This is a genomic window from Haloarcula sp. H-hyl2 (assembly GCF_056934385.1).
The window spans coordinates 501873-519062 of record NZ_JBRIIJ010000001.1; the positions used below are offsets into that span (position 1 = coordinate 501873).

The 17190-nt window shown below is 68.0% G+C and carries 17 protein-coding genes; 7 read left to right on the top strand and 10 right to left on the bottom strand.

The genetic code is table 11. The features are described 5' to 3' along the window. Positions 1–251: 251 nt before the first annotated feature. A complete protein-coding gene (locus tag Hhyl2_RS02595; RefSeq protein WP_483549162.1) occupies positions 252–923 on the top strand; it encodes a helix-turn-helix domain-containing protein in 672 nt (223 codons plus the stop codon). 108 nt (positions 924–1031) lie between these two features. After that, positions 1032–1379, top strand: a complete 348-nt coding sequence (locus tag Hhyl2_RS02600; protein WP_483549163.1) for a sulfatase-like hydrolase/transferase — start codon at positions 1032–1034, stop codon at positions 1377–1379. Between the two features lie 258 nt (positions 1380–1637). Here the strand turns inward: Hhyl2_RS02600 and Hhyl2_RS02605 are convergent, their stop codons facing one another. Next, the gene (locus Hhyl2_RS02605) at positions 1638–1823 is read right to left on the bottom strand and encodes a hypothetical protein (RefSeq protein WP_483549164.1); all 186 of its coding nucleotides are present in this window, start codon (positions 1821–1823) and stop codon (positions 1638–1640) included. A 274-nt stretch (positions 1824–2097) separates the two neighbouring features. On the opposite strand from Hhyl2_RS02605, the gene Hhyl2_RS02610 reads away from it, so the two are divergent. From Hhyl2_RS02610 to Hhyl2_RS02625, 4 genes are read left to right on the top strand one after another with little or no spacing between them, the layout of a single operon-like run. After that, entirely contained in the window at positions 2098–2751 is a 654-nt protein-coding gene (locus tag Hhyl2_RS02610; RefSeq protein WP_483549165.1) for a DsbA family protein, read from the top strand. Then, entirely contained in the window at positions 2751–3383 is a 633-nt protein-coding gene (locus tag Hhyl2_RS02615; protein ID WP_483549166.1) for a hypothetical protein, read from the top strand. The genes Hhyl2_RS02610 and Hhyl2_RS02615 overlap by 1 nt, the downstream gene beginning before the upstream one ends. A gap of 24 nt (positions 3384–3407) precedes the next feature. Further along, positions 3408–3968 (top strand): carboxymuconolactone decarboxylase family protein, encoded by a 561-nt coding sequence (locus Hhyl2_RS02620; protein ID WP_483549167.1) that lies wholly within the window; start codon positions 3408–3410, stop codon positions 3966–3968. 45 nt (positions 3969–4013) lie between these two features. Beyond that, positions 4014–4544: a hypothetical protein gene (locus Hhyl2_RS02625; protein ID WP_483549168.1), complete on the top strand. Its 531-nt coding sequence runs from the start codon at positions 4014–4016 to the stop codon at positions 4542–4544. A gap of 18 nt (positions 4545–4562) precedes the next feature. Here the strand turns inward: Hhyl2_RS02625 and Hhyl2_RS02630 are convergent, their stop codons facing one another. The 4 genes from Hhyl2_RS02630 to Hhyl2_RS02645 form a co-directional block, all read right to left on the bottom strand. Then, on the bottom strand, positions 4563–6212 hold the full coding sequence (locus tag Hhyl2_RS02630) for a methyl-accepting chemotaxis protein (protein WP_483549169.1): 1650 nt from the start codon (positions 6210–6212) through the stop codon (positions 4563–4565). A 158-nt stretch (positions 6213–6370) separates the two neighbouring features. Then, positions 6371–7558: a redox-regulated ATPase YchF gene (locus tag Hhyl2_RS02635; RefSeq protein ID WP_483549170.1), complete on the bottom strand. Its 1188-nt coding sequence runs from the start codon at positions 7556–7558 to the stop codon at positions 6371–6373. A gap of 90 nt (positions 7559–7648) precedes the next feature. After that, entirely contained in the window at positions 7649–8419 is a 771-nt protein-coding gene (locus tag Hhyl2_RS02640; protein ID WP_483549171.1) for a response regulator, read from the bottom strand. A 58-nt stretch (positions 8420–8477) separates the two neighbouring features. Next, positions 8478–9482, bottom strand: coding sequence for a deoxyhypusine synthase (locus Hhyl2_RS02645; RefSeq protein WP_483549172.1), 1005 nt, complete (start codon positions 9480–9482; stop codon positions 8478–8480). Positions 9483–9603: 121 nt separating this feature from the next. Between Hhyl2_RS02645 and Hhyl2_RS02650 the strand changes: the two genes are divergently transcribed. Further along, positions 9604–11184, top strand: coding sequence for a succinic semialdehyde dehydrogenase (locus Hhyl2_RS02650; RefSeq protein WP_483549173.1), 1581 nt, complete (start codon positions 9604–9606; stop codon positions 11182–11184). An 8-nt stretch (positions 11185–11192) separates the two neighbouring features. Here Hhyl2_RS02650 and thrC read toward each other — a convergent pair whose 3' ends face one another. The 5 genes from thrC to Hhyl2_RS02675 are packed head-to-tail and all read right to left on the bottom strand — an operon-like array spanning position 11193 to position 17109. Beyond that, positions 11193–12380, bottom strand: coding sequence for a threonine synthase (thrC, locus tag Hhyl2_RS02655; RefSeq protein ID WP_483549174.1), 1188 nt, complete (start codon positions 12378–12380; stop codon positions 11193–11195). Between the two features lie 40 nt (positions 12381–12420). After that, positions 12421–13953: a DUF7519 family protein gene (locus Hhyl2_RS02660; RefSeq protein ID WP_483549175.1), complete on the bottom strand. Its 1533-nt coding sequence runs from the start codon at positions 13951–13953 to the stop codon at positions 12421–12423. After that, positions 13950–15281, bottom strand: a complete 1332-nt coding sequence (locus Hhyl2_RS02665; RefSeq protein ID WP_483549176.1) for a DUF58 domain-containing protein — start codon at positions 15279–15281, stop codon at positions 13950–13952. The genes Hhyl2_RS02660 and Hhyl2_RS02665 overlap by 4 nt, the downstream gene beginning before the upstream one ends. Continuing rightward, positions 15278–16069 (bottom strand): DUF7269 family protein, encoded by a 792-nt coding sequence (locus Hhyl2_RS02670; RefSeq protein ID WP_483549177.1) that lies wholly within the window; start codon positions 16067–16069, stop codon positions 15278–15280. Before Hhyl2_RS02670 ends, Hhyl2_RS02665 begins: the two co-directional genes overlap by 4 nt. Then, the gene (locus tag Hhyl2_RS02675; protein WP_483549178.1) at positions 16066–17109 is read right to left on the bottom strand and encodes a DUF4129 domain-containing protein; all 1044 of its coding nucleotides are present in this window, start codon (positions 17107–17109) and stop codon (positions 16066–16068) included. Before Hhyl2_RS02675 ends, Hhyl2_RS02670 begins: the two co-directional genes overlap by 4 nt. Between the last annotated feature and the right edge of the window lie 81 nt (positions 17110–17190).

The following is a 17190-nucleotide window of genomic DNA, read 5'->3' on the forward strand; positions in this document are numbered from 1 at the left end:
TGGCGGCCGGCGCTGTTTCCCTGCTTCCGGCGACGGTTGCGTCGACTCGGCGCTCGTTCCGCGACCGTGTCAATTGAAACTACCCACACACCGATCGCACTGCACTCGTGTGATCGAGTGTGTATTCGATGGCTACGATAGTCCGCTCGACCCTGTCTATCTCATACCGGGAGACAGTCGGGACGGCGGCCAGAGTGTTCTGTGCCGTATAGCGGTGGGTTTTATGAGCGACTGGAATGAGCTTCGCTCGCATGAAACACATCCGAGCGACCGCTCGCGTCGATCCGGCCGACGCGCCGGAGTTCTTCACGCTCCTGGCCCATTCTTCGGAGGTCGACGAGGCCCGCGTGATCGACGTGAACACCTCTATCGGCGGGACGGAGACGATGCTGATCGCCATCGACGGCGACCCGACGGCGTTCGCCGACCGGGCGGCCGAAACCACCGGTGTCGACTCCGTCGAGGTCGTCGAGAGCGGCGACCGGGCCTACGCGTTGCTCGTCATGCGCCCGCTGGAGACGCCGATGTTCCAGGCGATCCACGAGTCGGGTGCGGAGGCAGGGTTCGTCATCCAGACTCCCATCGTCTATCGCGACGGGACGATGTACGGCCGGGTCGTCGGCGACACGGAACCGCTTCAGGAGTCACTCGACAGGGCGCCAGACTCGCTCGACGTTCGGATCGACGAGATCGGCGAGTTCCCCAGCGCCGAGCGCGAGCCGACGGCTACGCTCTCGGACCGCCAGCGCGAGGCCATCACCGTCGCCCGCGATCTGGGCTACTACGAGCAGCCACGCGAGGTGACCCACGAGGACATCGCCGCGGAACTGGGCTGTGCGCCGACGACCGTCAGCGACCACCTCCAGAAGGCCGAAGCGAAACTCGTCGACGCCGTCCTCGACGAGTTCGGGCCGAGCGTCTGAGGGGCCGGACGGACGGCGACTGTACTGCTCGGGAGCAATTCATAGACGACTGTCCACCAACGGTACCCAGTTGGCGCGGGCTAACTGGGGCCTGCTCCTGTCGGAACTATGTCTGGCCACGCGACGGCGCCGAACGTTCTGCTGGTCGTGCTCGATTCGGTCCGGACACAGAACTGCTCGCTGTACGGCCACCGGCACGAGACGCCGCCGTTTCTGACCGCGCTGGCGACCGAATCGACGGTGTACACGCAGGCACGCGCCCCGTCGAACTGGTGTCTCCCGAGCCACGTCTCGCTGTTCACCGAGAACGGCTTCGTCGCGAGCCACGAGGTCGGACTGAAAGACGCCTTCGAGACGGTCGTCACGGTCCCCGACGACTGTCCCGACGAGTACGATACGGCCGCCCTGAGTCCGGGCCCGGACGGTTTCTATTACGCCGACGCCTTCGAATCGTAGCGGACCGACCGTGATGGGCCGTGGGCTGCTGTGTCAACCTCATGGACGCCCACCGCCCCTTCGAGCCACGCGGGGTGCGTTCGGACGGGCCGCTACAGCTATCGGACAGTCGTCGAATCGGTGATGTGGTACCATCGTGGTTCCGGGCTGGTGGGCCGCCCGCGAATCGCTCCCGCCTGCTCGTGCAACGTGTTTTTCAGTGGGACGATAACGCTCGTGTCCAGACGCGCTCTGCGAGGCTCGGGCCGCCCCGGACGACTACCGGACGCGACTGGCGGCCCAGCTACCGATCCCGGCGAGCAACACCAGGATTCCGAGCAGCGACGTGATCGGTTCGGGAACGAGGAACAGTATCGCGCCGGCGACGGTGAGCACCGACGTCACGGTGCCGCCGGGAAGCCAGTCTGTGACTGTGCCTGACGAATCTGTGGTCTCGGTTGCCATGCGACTATTCGTCCGGGTCTGCTGGGAGTAGGTACGCTGGCTGCGCGTGAAAGCCACTTTTTACCCCCCGGATACGGTGGCACGGTACGACTCACTCTGGAGAGAACGGCCTCGGCACTCATAGGGCTCGTCGTCGCCGGGGAGTCACCTCGGCTCGCGCCCGTACGCTCTCGTCATCGGCCACACGGAGGTACAGGCTCCGCGTGCAAGACGGTTCTCAATCTGGGCGGGATATGGAACAACGCATAAACGGCAGGGGAGTCTCCGGGAGCGTATGAACAGACGGCGCTTTCTCGGACTCGCGGCAGCGAGTGCCGTCGCCGGAGTAGCGGGGTGTGGCGGGAGCGAGAGCAGTGGGGAGTCGATCGCAGACCACCCTGCGGCGGCCGACCTCGACGCCCAGCCACATCTGGGCTCCCTGGACGGACACGTCGTCCTGACGTTCGAGGACCCGTCGTGTCCGACCTGCCGGGACTTCCACGAGAAGACGGTGCCGGAGATCCGGTCGAACATCGTCGAACCGGGCAAGGGCGCCTACGTGGTCCGGAATTATCCGGTCATCTACCCCTGGGGGAAGCCGGCGACGCAGGCACTGGAAGCGACGTTCGCCCGCGACGCCGACGCCTTCTGGTCGCTGCTGGCACACTACTTCGAGACTCAGTCGGCGTTCTCGACGGACAACGTCCTCGAACGGACGGCCTCGTTCCTCGACAGTGAGACCGACCTCGACGGAGCGGCCGTGGCCGAGGACGCCCGGAACGAGGCGCACGACGACAAGGTCCAGGCCGACATCGCGGCCGCGGAGAACGCCGGCCTCGGTCGCTCGACCCCGATCATCCTGCTGTTCGAGAACGGCGAGTTCGTCACGAAGGTCACCGGCAGCGTCAGTTACGAGATCGTCGCCCGAGCGCTCGACGAGGGGAGCTGATGGCACGGACAGACGGGCGTCAGTCACGGCGCGGCCGTCTGCGCGGCGTGATCCGCCTGCCGACCCGCAGGGCCGACTGGCGGCTGATGGCCCGGACGACGCGGCTGGTCCTCACGCTGCCGACCTACGCCGTCGTCGCCGCGTTGGTGTCGATGCTGTCGCTGACCGTGTTCGTTGTCTCGCTGAACGTCACGCTCGTGCTGGATCTGGTCGTCGGCGGCTCGCTCTCGCTTGCCGACAGGGCTATCGTCCTGCTGGAGCTGTATCCCTTCGTCGGCACCTCGTTCCATCCGATACAGGGCGTCCTTCTGGTGGTCGTCGCGCTGCTGACCGGGGTCGACATCGCGCTGGCGACGTACCACTTCCGGGAGCACGGTCTGGCGGTCCGGCAGGGCGGGGCCGGCGCCGCTGGCGTCCTGCTGGGGACTCTCGGTGCGGGGTGTGCGGCCTGTGGCTCGGCGGTCCTGCTGGGGCTGCTCTCGCTACTCGGCGTCTCGACGTCGCTGCTCTTCCTCCCCCTGGACGGTCTGGAGTTCGCCGTCGGCGCGCTGGTCGTGCTGACGCTGTCGATCTACTGGCTGGCCGAGGGGATGCGCGGCGGCGAGATCAACGGCTGTCCCGTCGATATTTAAGCGACCGGCGGCCAACGACTCCGCATGGACTCGGAGCTTCGCGTCCCGCTGCCGGACTCCTCGACGGTCGTCGAGGCGGCCCCGGCGCTGTTCGACTCGCTCGCTATCGACGACCTTCACGTCGCACGGGCGATGGGCAACAACCCCGAAACGTTCGCCGGTCTGCTGGAGTATCTGGACGTGCTGTACGCTGCTCTCGCCCCGCGGACACGGGAGATCGCGATCCTCGCTGCCGCGCGTGCCCTGGACGCTCGCTACGAGTGGCACCAGCACGTCTTCGAGGCCCGCGAGGCCGGCCTCTCGCTGGCGACGATCCGAGCGATCGGACGGGACGACCGGGACGCGCTGGCCGACGACGCCGCGGCGCTGGTCGCGTACGTCCGGGCCTACTGCGACCGGACGGTCACCGACGCGGTCCACGAGCGGGCGACCGACTACTTCGAGACCGACGAACTGGTCGCTATCGCGCTGCTGGTCGGCCACTACGTCGGTACCTGCCTGTTCATCGACGCGATGGGGGTCACACCGGAGACGGCGTTCGTCGGCTGGGAACCGACCGAGGAGGCCGTCGAGGCCGGCGACTGAGAGAAAGATTATGTCGGCGCGGCCGCAACGACCGGATACCCGCGAATGACCGACACCGCCTCCATCTCCGCTACCGACACCGACGAGTACGAGCACCTCCGTCGCAAGAAGAAAGAGACGAAGGGAACCGTCGAGTTGGCCGAGATCGTCGACGTCTGGGTCGGGGCAGACGAGGTCGTCGTCCGCTGTCAGTTCGACTGGGCGGCCCAGGCAATCCGACTCAGCTACGAGCTGGACAGTGACCGTGACGTCGCCAGGCTCGAACGGCTCTGTGAAGCAAACGGGTTGGCCTTCGAGCAGGCCGACCACCTGGAGGGCTCGCTCGTCGAACTCCAGTACAGCGGCGAGCGGTGGATCCCTGCCGCCGAGGCCGGCTACGAACAGGGCCAGGGAACCCTCCGCGAGACGTTCCGTGCGGAACTGGAACTACTGGCCAGAGAACTCGCCGGGTCCCCGGCGTTCCTCCGCCGCGGCATCCAGCGGATCCGCGGGCTCTCGATGACACAGACCATCATCGCCGTCGTCCTCGTAAAGAAGCTCCTGATCGTCGTGTTGATCGCCTACCTCGTGTTGTAGAACGCGCCAACGGCTATCTCAATCGTCGTCGGTCATCGCCTGCGCGCTGCTCGCATCGACGTCTACCATCTGCGTCTCGCTCCCGGTCTCGAACTGCGCCAGTTCTGCTTCCAGCGTGTCGGCGTCCTCGACGAACGATCCGACGGAGTCGACCATCTCGGCGACTGTCCTGTCCTGCTGAGCTGCGGTGTCGGCCACGTCGTCGGCCTCGGCGGCCGTCTGGGCGGCGATGTCTCCGATGTCGTCGATGATGCCGACGACCTGCTGGGCGCTGTCGGCCTGTCGGTTGGTCGCCTCGTCGATCTCCTGGATGCTGTCGTTGACGTCGACGGTCGCGTCGACGACGTCGTCCAGCGTCGTGATCGTCGCGGAGATGGTGTCGCTGCCGCGGTCGACCGCCGACTCCATGGTGTCCATGGCCTCGACGCTGTCGCCGACCTGGCCACGGAGCGTCTCGATGAGTTCCTCGACGTCGCCGGTCGCGTCCTGAGTCTCAGCGGCCAGTGACTTGATCTCGTCGGCGACGACGGCGAAGCCCTCGCCGGCCTCCCCGGCGCGTGCGGCCTCGATGGAGGCGTTCAACGCCAGCATGTTCGTCTCCTCGGCGATGGCGTCGATGACCTCGACGATCTCGGCCATATCCTCGGCGATCTCGTCGAGTTCCTTCACCTCCGCGGCGGCCGACATCGACTGGTGACGGATGGCGTCGACGGCGCTCTGGGCCTCCGAGGAGGACTGCTGGGCCTCGCGTCCCAGTTCGGCGGCCGTGTCGCTCCGGTCGGCGATCTCGGCCACGGAGGAGGCCATCTCCTCGACGGTCGCGGAGAGGTCGCTCAGTTCGTCGGCGGCGTCGTCGAGCTGGCCGCGCTGTTGGCTCGCCCCGTCGGCGATGTCCTGGACCGACTCCGAGACGGTGCGGACCTCTGTGCGGACCTCGGTTCCGGCCTCGGCGACGGTCTCACTCTCCGAGGCGATCCGGTTCGAGACGGTCTGGCCCTTGTCGACGGCCTGTTCGAGGGCTGCCAGGGTGTCGTTGATCGCCGCGCCGACCGCTTCCATGGCGTCACTCATGCTGTCCGTGTCGACGCGGGCAGTCAGGTCGCCGTCGGCGGCGGCCCGGAGCGCGTCGCCGTACTGCTGGGCCTTCAGTTCGAGGTGGCTGCTCAGAGCCTCCATCTCCGTCCGTTCCTGTTCTGCCTGCTGGCGGGCCGCCTCGGCTTCCTCCCGTGCTTCCTCCGCCTCGGCACGGGCTTCGTCGGCTTCCCGTATCGTCTGTCCCATCGATGCTGCGGTCCGCTCGATGGTGTCGTAGGTCTCGCCGATCTCGTCGACGCGGTCAACCTCGAACGCGATGTCGTAGTTGCCGCTGTCGATGGCGACGACCTGCTCGTTGATCTGGATGAGCGCCCGGTAGAGTTCGCAGTACCCGAGGAACCCGGTTACCAGGACGATACCGGCAGCGAACGCCACTGCGGGCAGCGCCGAGGTGAACAGCGTCGCGGCGATCGCCGGTCCGATGACGACGGAGATGAGCGCGAGCGCGAACAGCCGTGCTCCGAAGTTCGCTCTGAGTGGGCCGGGCAGATACGGCTCGACGCGCATCGGGATCACACCGACGGCGGCGAGGAGCTGTCCGAGACGACGTTTTCCGGCCGTCGCCGTGCTCATCTGTCCCCCTCCGGTGGCGACCCAAACACGTGATAGCCAGCTGTGTACCAGTCGGTCATGGGTCCACGTAGCTGACTGACGAGCAAAAAGGTGGGACCCTACGTTATCAGGACTGATACGGGTCGATACCGGACAGAGCGAGACGGCAGGAAGCGATCTCAGTTCGTCGTGGTGATCTCGACGACGTCGCGGTGATCGAGTTCGGTGTCGGCGCCGACCTGGCGACCGGAGCGGACGTCGTGGGCGTGGAGGAAGCCCTCGCCGATGTCGGTGTGCAGGAAGTACGCGAAGTCCTCGGCGGTCGAGCCGTCGGGCAGGACGAAACAGTCCTGCAGGAAGGTGCCGTCCTCCTGGGGCTTGCGGGCGCCGGGGAAGACAGCGATAGCGCCCAGTTCCTCGAACAGTGCCGTCTCCAGGACGTTCTGGACGCCGGTGCCGCCGAATTCGGTGACGAACGCACGGATCTGTTCGAGGCCGGCGGCCTTCTCCTCTGGGAGGTCCGCCGTGACCTCGAAATCGTCGTCGCCGGGGCGGTAGTCCAGTACGCCCTGCTCGTCGCCGTTTTTCAGCGCCTTCTCGGCGTGGGCGGAGACGGGAATGAACGTCAGGTGCTCGTACTCGGGGTCCTCGATGATGGTCTCCCAGTTGGCCTGAGCGGCGGGCGTGTCCATCTTGTTCGCCGCGACGACCATCGGCTTCGTCCGGATGCGGATCTCGCGGGCCAGTCGCTCGCGGTCGGCCTCGTCCCAGGTGTCCGGGTCGAGTTCCAGATCCAGTGCCAGGACGACCTGTTTGATCTCCTCCTCGCTGATCTTGAACGCCGACATCTGCTCGGCGAGGTCGGCCTCGACGTCCTTGTCCTCGCCGTGGTAGCCCGAGCGGTAGCGCTCGATGCCCTTCTCCAGGATGTCGAGGTACCACATGTCCAGTTCGTTCTCCAGGAAGTCGATGTCCTCGCGGGGGTCGTGGTCCTCGGTGGGCTCCCCTTCGAGGTCCGTCTCGCCGGTGAAGTCGACGACGTGGACGAGCACGTCGGCCTCGTTGAGGTCCGAGAGGAACTGGTTCCCGAGTCCCTTGCCCTCGTGGGCGCCGGGGACGAGGCCGGCGACGTCGACCAACTGGGTCGGGACGAAGCGGATGCCGTCCGAACAGTAGCCGTGGTTGGGCGTACAGGAGTGCTCGAACTCCGGGGCTGCACAGTCGACCCGGACGTAGGCCTCGCCGACCGAGGGGTCGATGGTCGTGAACGGGTACGCCCCCTCGGGGACGTCGTTCATCGTCGCCGCGTTGAAGAATGTGGACTTGCCGACAGAGGGCTTGCCGACGAGTCCGATCTTGTAGCTCATTGAGCACCTAGAGACGAATCGGCGGCTAAAACGTTGTCAAAGCGAGCGAGAGCGTGTGTGAGTGCCATGCACGAAACGACGGGTCGACACTCACACCGGACCGAAGACGATCACGGCCCCCTCGATGGCACCATCAGCGTCGTAGAGGGGCGCGCCGTGGACGACGATGTGGAGTTCAGACCCGTCGCCCGTCTCGCCGACGTACTCGACGTCACGGAGCGAGTCGCCGGTGTCGATGACCCGCCGATACGGCAGGCGGTCGGGTGGCACGACCGTTCCGTCGGGTTCCCGGAGGGTCCAGGAGACGTCGGGATAGGCGGCCGCATCGAGTTCGGAGGCCGGTGCGCCGAGGATCGCTTCCGCCCGGTCGTTCCAGCGGGAGACGCTCCCGTCGAGGTTGTGGACGACGATTGCCATCGGTGTCGCGGTGAGTATCCGATCCAGCCGGCGTTTCTCGCGGCCGAGTTGGTCGACGGTGCGACTGTGGTCGACTGCGTTCACGATCCGATTGGACAGCAACTCGAACTGTTCGAGCCCACGTCCCTTCTGGAGGTAGTCCGTGACGCCGGCCGAGATGGCCTCGCTCGCGACCGCCTCGGATCCCTTGCCGGTGAACAGGACGAACGGGACCGCGGAATCGCGCTCCCTGACGGCAGACAGTAGCTCCAGACCGTCCAGCCGTGGCATCTCGTAGTCGCTGACGACGGCGTCGAACGACTCATCCTCGAAGCGTTCCAGCGCGGCCGCCGGATCGGTCTCCGTGACCACGTCGAACCCGTGCTCTGCTGCCAGCGTGGTCTGTGCCAGGTCGAGGAAATCGGGGTCGTCGTCGACGTGGAGGACGCGGATCGAGTCGGTCACGGGCAGTTCACACTCGGTAATCGACGGCCACTGGAATATACTCTCTCCCCGAACCGCGTCACTCGCCGACCCGCTCGCGGGCCGCGGCAACGACCAGCGGGAGCGTGATCGTCGCGTCTGCGTACACCGAGACGTTGCGAGCGTCCTTCTCCAGTTTGCCCCACGATCGGGCCTCGTCCAGCGTCGCCCCGGAGAGGCCGCCGGTGTTCGAGGGGTCCATCGTCAACTGGACGGCGTAGTCGTAGGCGTCCGGCGAGACCAGCATCGTCTGGAGGACGTAGTTCTTGGGGACGCCGCCGCCGACGACCATCGCGCCGGCGCTGTCGGCCTCGTAGGCGATATCCGTGATGTCGGTCATGTCCGCCAGCGCGTCCAGCGTGAAGTCGCTGGTCTGTGAGTACATCCACGCTTGCAGGCCAAGTACCGAGTCCTGCACTGCGGGACAGTAGACCGGCACGTCGTTCTCGTAGGCCGCCGCCAGCACGCCCGCGTCCTCGGCGACGTCCTCGCGGTCGTTGACCTCGCTGTTGGCCCGCCCCAGTTCCTCGGTCATGCGCTGGATGGAGACCGCGCCCTCGGCTTCCAGTTCCGAGAAGACCTCCTCGCGGAGGTGGGACTCGAACAGCGCGAAGTGCTCCTGTGGGAGGTAGACGTTGTAGATGCGGTCGACCCCCTCGTCGCGCAGCGTCTCGTCGTGTTCGCGCTCGGTCGTCTCGGGCGGCGTGACCTCGCCGTGGTGGTGCTTGCCGCCGATGGCCTCGATGCTGTCGTGGGTGCAGTTCGCGCCCGTCGTCACCAGCACGTCGATGTGGCCGTCGCGGATGAGCTCGCTGACGATGGCCCGCATCCCGGTCGGGACCATCGCGCCGGCCAGGCCGAAGAACGTCGTCACGTCGTCGTCGAGCATTTCGGCGTAGACGTCGACGGCCTCGTGGAGGTCGTTCGCGCCGATGCCGGCCTCGCCGTAGCTGTCGGCCAGTTCGCCGACGGTCATCCCCGCGCGGGCCTCGGCATGCCCGATGGGGTCGTGGTGGAACGTCTCGCGGTCCTCGTGGTCTGTCATTACCGGCCTCTCCGCCTGCCGACGCTTTCAACGCCGCGGTTCGGTACGGCGGACTGATCGGCCGCGGGAACACCGTGTCGTGAGGACAAACCACATACGAGTGGGGGCCTACTGGCGACCAATGGGAGTCGAGACTGTCGCCGGTCGCCTCGACGCGGAGACCTGTCGGCGCCTGCGCGAGCGCGTGACGACAGTGGACGACCGAGCGGCGCGCTCGGTCACGGCGCCGTACACCGGGGAACACGTCGGGAGCGTCCCAGAGTGTCAGCCCGCCGATGTCGCAGCCGCCGTCGACCGCGCTCGGGCGGCACAGTCGGCGTGGGCTGCCCGACCGATCCAGGAGCGTGCGGCGGTCCTCGAACGGTTCGCCGACGCGGTCCTGGAAGAGCGCGAGCGACTGCTCGACGTCGTCCAGGTCGAGACCGGCAAGACGCGGCTGGACGCGCTGGGCGAGGTCCTGGACGTGGTCCTCAACGCCGACTACTACGCCCGGAAGGGGCCGTCACACCTGGCCGCGACCCGACAGTCCAGTCGGCTCCCCGGACTCACGCGGGTCCGGACACATCACGACCCGGTCGGCGTGGCGGGGTTCGTCGAGCCGTGGAACTATCCGCTGACGCTGGCGATTTCGGACCTCCTGCCGGCGCTGCTGGCGGGTAACGCCGTCGTCCTCAAACCGGCCGAAGAGACCCCCTTCAGCGCGCTGCTGGCTCACGAACTACTCGTCGAGGCGGGGATTCCGGCGGACGTCTTCCAGGTCGTCACCGGCGACGGGGCCACGCTCGGCGAACCGCTCGTCTCCAGGGTCGACCAGATCACGTTCACGGGCAGCACCGCGACCGGCCGGGAGATCGCCGCGCTGGCCGGCCAGCATCTCGTCGACGCGTCGCTGGAACTGGGCGGGAAGAACCCGGCTCTCGTCCTCGCGGACGCTGACCTCGATGCCGCCGTGCGCGCCCTGGTCTGGGGGAGCTACGTCAATGCCGGACAGCTGTGTATCTCCTTCGAACGGATCTACGTCGAGGAACCCGTCTACGAGGAGTTTCGGGACCGCTTTGTCGATGCCACCGCGTCGCTCTCGCTCGGAGCCACCTTCGAGTACGGCCCCGACGTCGGCTCGCTGGTCAGCGAGGCCCAGCGTGCGACCGTCGAGGCCCACGTCGAGGAGGCCCGCGACCGGGGCGCGACGGTCGAGACCGGCGGCCGTCGCCGCGCAGACATCGGCCCGCTGTTCTACGACCCGACGGTGCTGACCGACCTCCCTACAGAGGCGACGGCTGCGACCGAGGAGACGTTCGGCCCGGTCGTCTCGATCACCCCCGTTCCGGACGGGGTGACTGCGATCCAGCGGGCCAACGCGACAGCGTACGGGCTCCACGCGAGCGTCTGGACAAGCGACCGCGCACGCGGGCGGGAACTGGGACGTCACATCGACGCCGGCACCGTCTCCGTCAACGATGCCTACGTCGGGATGTGGGCCTCGACCGACGCGCCGATGGGTGGCGTCGACGAGTCGGGAATCGGCCGGCGCCACGGGGAACGGGGGATCACGAAGTTCACCGAGCCACAGACGGTCGCGACCCAGCGGGGCCCGCCGTTGGTCCCGTTCGATGTACTGCCGACCGAACTGGTCGCGCGTGGCGCGACGCTAACGGTCCGTGGTGTCCGTCGACTCAGACGCCGCTTGCCCTTCTCGGACTGACCGGTCGCTCAGCCGATTCGCTCGGCGACGGCGCTGTCGAGCGCGTCGAGTGAGACGGTCGGAACTCTCGTAGTCTCCGCGCGCTCACGCTCGGTGAACCCCGTCCCCGTCGCGACGAGCACCACGTCGTCGTCTGGCGCGAAGGCGCCGCGGTCGGCGAGTCGGTCGGCGCCGGCCAGCACCGTCGCGCAGGCGGACTCGACGAACAGTCCCGTCCGCTCGGCCAGCGTCTGTCGGGCGTCCAGGATCGCCTCGTCGTCGACCGCGAGGACACCCCCGTCGGTCGCTCGTGCGGCCGCGAGGACCCGATTCCCGCTGGGTGGGTCCGGATTGGCGATGGAGTACGCCACTGTCTCCGTCGGCGTGACCGGCCTGACAGTGTCGGCACCGCGGTCCCAGGCCTCGGCGATCGGTGCGCAACCGGCGGCCTGGACGAAGAACAGGCGGGGCCGCTCTGGAATCGTGCCGGCCGTTCGGAGTTCCTCGATACCCTTCCAGATGCCGCTGGCGTGGCCGCCACTGGAGACCGGAGCGACGATGGCGTCGGGGACCTGGGGGGCGAACGACGCCAGGATCTCCAGGCCGGTGGTCTTCTGGCCGGCGACCCGCAGTGGAGAATCGGAGTTGACGACCGTCACGCTGTGATCGTCTTCGAGGCGGCGGGATTCGTCGTAGAGGTCGCCGTACGCTCCCTCGACACGAAGGACCGTCGGGCCGTAGCTGTCGATCAGTGTGAGCCGTTCTGTGGGGATGTCCGCCGGGACGAACACGAGACAGTCCAGCCCCTGGCTTGCCGCGTGGGCGGCCATCGACCGGGCCATGTTCCCATGGGAGACGGTGGCGACAGCGTCCCGCGCCGTGGCGACGGCGGCGGCTACACCGACGGCGCTCCCCCTGTCTTTGAACGTCCCCGTCGGGTTCCCACCCTCGTACTTGACGTGGACCTCTGCGCCGACCGACTCGTCCAGCCTGGTGGTCCTGACGAGCGGCGTCCCGCCCGCCGCCGACCCGAGCCCGCTCGGGGTCACGTCCGGTAGGAGGTCGCGGTACCGCCACATCGAACAGTCGCCATCGGTCGGCCAGTCGAACCCTGCCGGCTCGGTGTCCATCCAGAACGGTTCGCCACAGGGACAGCGCTGCCGGTCAGTACCGGTCGCCGTCGTGCCACAGGCGTAACACCGGAACGTCTCGTCCATACAACAGGTTCGGCCTGTCGAACCGTAGCGCTGACGGCGCTCACTCGGCGGTCGGGCTGTCCGACCGCACGGCGAGCGCCAGTCCGAGCGCCAGTATCGACAGCATGATGAGGAACAGTGCGACCGCCGAACGGAACGCCGCCGCCGACGTCTCCGGCGGGGCCACTGCTGGGACGACGAGGTACCGGGCCGCGATGGCCACCACGACGGCGACCCCGAGCACGAGTCCTGTCCCGGTCACGTGGACGAACTCGCTGTCGGTTGTGCCCGCGTCCCGTCCGAGCTGGAGGCCGATGCTACTGGCGTGGGCGCCGGCGTCCCAGACCACCAGTGAGGCGGCCGCGCCGGCGATGACGACGACGGTCGGCACGCCCAGTTCTGCCGCGAGGACGATCGTCAGGAACAGCAGCGCACTCCCGAGCGCGAACCCACCGGCAGGCTGGGGGAGGAACTCCCACTGGTCAAGCATGGGGACTGCCGTCATGACGAGCCCAACCAGCAACACGGCAGTCACGAGGCCGCCGAGGATGATCGCTGCCGGCCCGACGAGCCCGGACATGCTGGTGGTCCCGCCGAGGAGCGGGACGCCCAGCAGCGAGAGGGCCGTCGTGGCGACCACCGTCGTGACGACCGCGACGATGCCGCCGGCCTGCAGTGAGAGCGTCGTCGCCGGGTTGTCACCGAGCCAGTCGACGACCCACCGCTGGAGCCCGCTGGCGGCCAGGATACCGATCAGTCCGACCCCGATCAGCACGAGCGGGATGTGGAGGATCCCACCGAGCAGGATTCGGAGTAGCGGACCGATGACCGGCGTACTGGCGAGGAACGCGTTGAACATGAGCTGTCCCTGGGGGAACAGTGCGACGAATCCCTCGACGGCCAGGACCACCCAGACGGCGACCGGGACGTCGTTTCGCGACAGCCCGACGTCGTCCAGCGCGTCAAGCGGGCGGTTCTCCTCGCCCGGGTCCGGCAGCCAGTCCTCCAGCACCGGGACGACGCGGTTCAACAGCAGGAGCACCGCGACCGCACCGATCTGGAGCGTCACGAAGCCGACGAACGGGGTGATGGCGGCGATGCCGGCGACGCCCAGGACGACTCCGCCGAGGACGTTGTACTGGGCGTTGATGCTCAGGACGACGGCGAGCACGATGCCGACGAGCAGTGCGTTCCCGCTCTCGCGCAGGGCGTCGCTCAGTCTGTTCTCGCCGCCGGCCGATTCCGTGACCGCGTCGACGAGGACGTACAGTGTCCCGATAGCGAGCCCGAGGTAGGCTGCCAGCTTGCTCCCGCCGGCGGCGAACACGACTGTGAGCGCGAACGCAGCCACGCCGGCCATCGTCATGATACTCCCGGCGGCGAGGCGGGCGTTCGATTCCTGCCCGAGCGCCCAGGTCCCACCGGCCAGCAGCACCGCACCGCCAACGCTCGTCAGGACCGGGATCGGGTCTCCGATACTGAGTCCGACGGCGAGCGCCGTCACGACCGCCAGGACGCCGGCCAGACTCGCCGCCGAGCGCGCCGGGCGCGTGTCGAGGCCCACGTCGGTCGTGTCGAAGCCGTCCTCGCTCATGCCGACCACCGTCCCATGGCCTGCAGGAGTGCCTTGGATAGCGGCTGGTCGGGCTGCCAGTCGACGACGCGCACGGCGCTCCGGAGGTCGTCGACGCGTTCGTCCCTGTCGAGCGATTCGAGCGTCGCGCCGGGCGTGTCACCGCCGGTCACGTCCGGAGTCACCAGCGTGACCTCGTGTCCGTAGGCGGCGAAGCGTTTCGCTACGTCGGCGGCCGTGTCGTCGAGGAGTGGGGTACAGAACACGAGTTGGGCCTCGTCGGGGATGGACCGCGTGAGCGTCTTGACGGGTTCGCCGCCGTCGGCGACCCCGTAGCGCTGTTCGATCTCGTCGATACCCTGGAAGAACCGCTGGCCGTCCATCCGGCCGACCGACCAGTCGGCGTCCCTGGTGTGGTCGCGGTAGCCGTCGCTCTGGCCGATCTCGTCGAGCAGGAACTCACGCACGCGGCGTGCCTGCACCCTGTCGGCCGACGGGCGGAGGTACGCACAGGAGTCGTAGACGGCCGCGCCCACGTGGTTCTCCTCCTCCAGCAGCACCGTCGCCAGCCGCTCTGCGGCGTACGTGCAGTACTGGACAGCGTTGGGTGCGCGGGGCTCCACGGCGACCGGATGCCGGGCGTCGACCAGCAGGACGACGCTCGCCGCCTTCGTCTCCTGGTACTCGACGGTCGCCAGTTCGTTCGTCTTCGCGAACCGGTTCCAGTCGATTCGGCTCATCGGGTCCGCGGACTGGTACTCGCGGATGGCGTAGAACGCGACCCCTTCGCCGGCCGCGTCCGCGTCGACGCGGCCCGTCTGGGGCAGCGTCTGTGGCGGCAGTTCGAGCCGTTCGGCCTCCGTCGAGCAGTCCAGGTCCGTCTCGACCGTGGCGGTCGTTCGGTACTCCGCGCCGCCGGTGAGGTTCCGACACACGACCGTCGTCTCGTCGAAGGTGTGTTCGCCGCGTCGGGCGCGGATGGTGTAGCTGTACGAGACCGACTCGTCGACGTCCAGCGTCGTCCCGAAGCGGGGCGACCCGTCGACGACGCGGAGCCGGTCCGGGACGCCGTCGACGAGACGGACGTCGGGGAGGTAGTCGAGGCCGTCGTTCCGGACCGTGACCGTCACCTCGACCGTGTCCCCCGGAAGCGGGGCCGCTGGATCGAGCGACCGCGAGATCGTCAGTTCCGGTTCGGGCACGCTGGCCGCGGCCTCGTAGGCCGCGTAGACGAGGCCGACCACGGCCACCATGAACACCGCCGTGTTGCCGGTGACGACACCGACCGCGCCGGCGACCAGCGCAACCCAGATGCCGATATCCCGCCGCGCACGCTGTCTGTCGCTCACTGGAGATCACCCCGTTCGATCCGCCGGATGGCGTCGAGTGTCGCCTCGACCTTCCGGTCGAAGGACTCGCCGGACGCCCAGTCTCGGAGCTGGATACTCAGCGACGGCTCGGCAACGGTCTCGTCGCCGAGGAACGATGCGGCCCGCTGGTCGTCCGTCCAGCGCCCGTCCGCGATGGCCTGGCTGGCCGTCGCGGCCGGGACGCCGGTGGAATCGACGAGAACTCGTTCGGCGGATTCACGGAGTTCCCGCCGGATATCCGCCGCGTAGCTCGCTTCGAGCCCGTTGTACGGATCGACGCGCCCGTCGATGCTCTCCAGGAGGCCGTCGATGTCGCTCCCGACGACGACCTGTTCGCGTCCCTGGGTGGTCTCGTGGCTCGCGGCCGGGAGCTCGACCGTCTCGTCGCTCTCCCAGTCGATGGCGTCGTGGCGCTCGTAGAGCCCGTAGATCCCCAGTGCGCCGACGACGGCACCCAGGAGCGGTGCGGCCGACCGGATCTGCCTGACCGCGTCGTTGCTCGCCGGGAGTGGGAGCAGACTCGGGAACGTCGCGACGACCACCGCCGCAGCGAGTGCCGCGACGCCGGCGAACGTAAACACCAGCCAGAGTCGGCTGTTGGGTTCCCGTTCGATCGACGCGTCGATGGTCGCCTGTGGCTGGTCTGCCATCGGCGTGGCCTTCGCCGTCGCGGGCTCCCCGGCGGTGTCGAGTCGTTCGTCGTCCGCGACCGTCACTTCCTCTGTCGTCGGCTCGACGACCTCCTCGGTCGTCTGTGTCTTGCTCACTGCTCGTCACCTCCGTTCCGGATGCTGTCCAGTGCGTCGCGGGCGGCCTGGGTCGGGGAGCCGGTCGGGTCCGTGCCGCCGTACTCGACCGCGCGGAACAGTTCCGTGAGCCGACGGACCGGTCGCGCCGGCAATCCGATGTCGATGGCCTTGCGAGCGTACTCCCCGGGCGTCGTCGCGTCCGGGTTACGGACTGGGACCAGTTCGACCATCGCCTCCCACGCTTCCCGTAGCGTCGGGGGCTCGGCCTCGCCCTGGTCCGTCGGCACCTCGCCAGACGCACGCGCGTCCTCCGTCGTGGGATCGTCCGGCTCCATGAACTCCGGCCGAGTGATGCCACCACGCAGCGAGGACAGGAGTCCGCCGGAACTTCCCAGCGATCCCAGCGCCGACAGCGGGGCGCCAGCCAGTGTCCCGAGCGCGACGGGAACGGCGCCGAGACTCCGGCCGAGCATCTGTCCGAGCGGACCGAGCCCGGCAGCGATACCCCGACCGACACCGGTAATGATCGTTCCGACACTGGTTGCGACCCGTCCCAGCAGCGTCGCACCGCCCAACAGGACGGTGGTGGTCACCTGCGGGATCAGCTGGAAGAATCGCCCGAAGGGGATTGGGATCGACGGCAGTGTGAGCCAGTCCAGCGAGAACCGACCGCCGCCGAACTCGATGTCCGACGCTCTGAGCAACACGAACGCGACGTAGAGCAAGCCACCGAGGACGACGAGCCCGAACAGTTTGGGGACGAGTGCGAGCCACGCCAGGTTGGGGTTGGCGTCGCCACTGTCGGCATCGTCGGGCGGGATGGCGGTGTCGGTCGGCGTCGGTGTCGGTGTCGGTTCCGGTGTCTCCGTCGCCGTTCCCGAGTCGGTATCGGAGCCGGTCGGCTCACTCCCGGCTGGGTTCGTGGCGTCAGACCCGACTGTCTCCGGACCCGTCGGCTGGAGTTCCACGTCAAGCGCGGCGGGGAACAATGCGGTTCCGAACACCACAGCGCCGGCACAGAGGAGGGCGAGGGCGGCGCGGATGAGACTGGAAGGCACTATTACACAGTATAGCCTGCCGAATATAAAGTATTGTCATTACTCCGACGCTCGCTGTACCGTCCGGACCACCAGAACTAT

What these genes read in the sequence shown, in the direction of transcription:
- Hhyl2_RS02625 (WP_483549168.1), top strand. Translation starts at nt 4,014, where the DNA reads ATGACCGACACCGCCTCCATCTCCGCTACCGACACCGACGAGTACGAG.
- thrC (WP_483549174.1), bottom strand. Translation starts at nt 12,380, where the DNA reads ATGGACGAGACGTTCCGGTGTTACGCCTGTGGCACGACGGCGACCGGT.
- Hhyl2_RS02635 (WP_483549170.1), bottom strand. Translation starts at nt 7,558, where the DNA reads ATGAGCTACAAGATCGGACTCGTCGGCAAGCCCTCTGTCGGCAAGTCC.
- Hhyl2_RS02600 (WP_483549163.1), top strand. Translation starts at nt 1,032, where the DNA reads ATGTCTGGCCACGCGACGGCGCCGAACGTTCTGCTGGTCGTGCTCGAT.
- Hhyl2_RS02660 (WP_483549175.1), bottom strand. Translation starts at nt 13,953, where the DNA reads ATGAGCGAGGACGGCTTCGACACGACCGACGTGGGCCTCGACACGCGC.
- Hhyl2_RS02645 (WP_483549172.1), bottom strand. Translation starts at nt 9,482, where the DNA reads ATGACAGACCACGAGGACCGCGAGACGTTCCACCACGACCCCATCGGG.
- Hhyl2_RS02610 (WP_483549165.1), top strand. Translation starts at nt 2,098, where the DNA reads ATGAACAGACGGCGCTTTCTCGGACTCGCGGCAGCGAGTGCCGTCGCC.
- Hhyl2_RS02605 (WP_483549164.1), bottom strand. Translation starts at nt 1,823, where the DNA reads ATGGCAACCGAGACCACAGATTCGTCAGGCACAGTCACAGACTGGCTT.
- Hhyl2_RS02620 (WP_483549167.1), top strand. Translation starts at nt 3,408, where the DNA reads ATGGACTCGGAGCTTCGCGTCCCGCTGCCGGACTCCTCGACGGTCGTC.
- Hhyl2_RS02595 (WP_483549162.1), top strand. Translation starts at nt 252, where the DNA reads ATGAAACACATCCGAGCGACCGCTCGCGTCGATCCGGCCGACGCGCCG.
- Hhyl2_RS02615 (WP_483549166.1), top strand. Translation starts at nt 2,751, where the DNA reads ATGGCACGGACAGACGGGCGTCAGTCACGGCGCGGCCGTCTGCGCGGC.
- Hhyl2_RS02650 (WP_483549173.1), top strand. Translation starts at nt 9,604, where the DNA reads ATGGGAGTCGAGACTGTCGCCGGTCGCCTCGACGCGGAGACCTGTCGG.
- Hhyl2_RS02630 (WP_483549169.1), bottom strand. Translation starts at nt 6,212, where the DNA reads ATGAGCACGGCGACGGCCGGAAAACGTCGTCTCGGACAGCTCCTCGCC.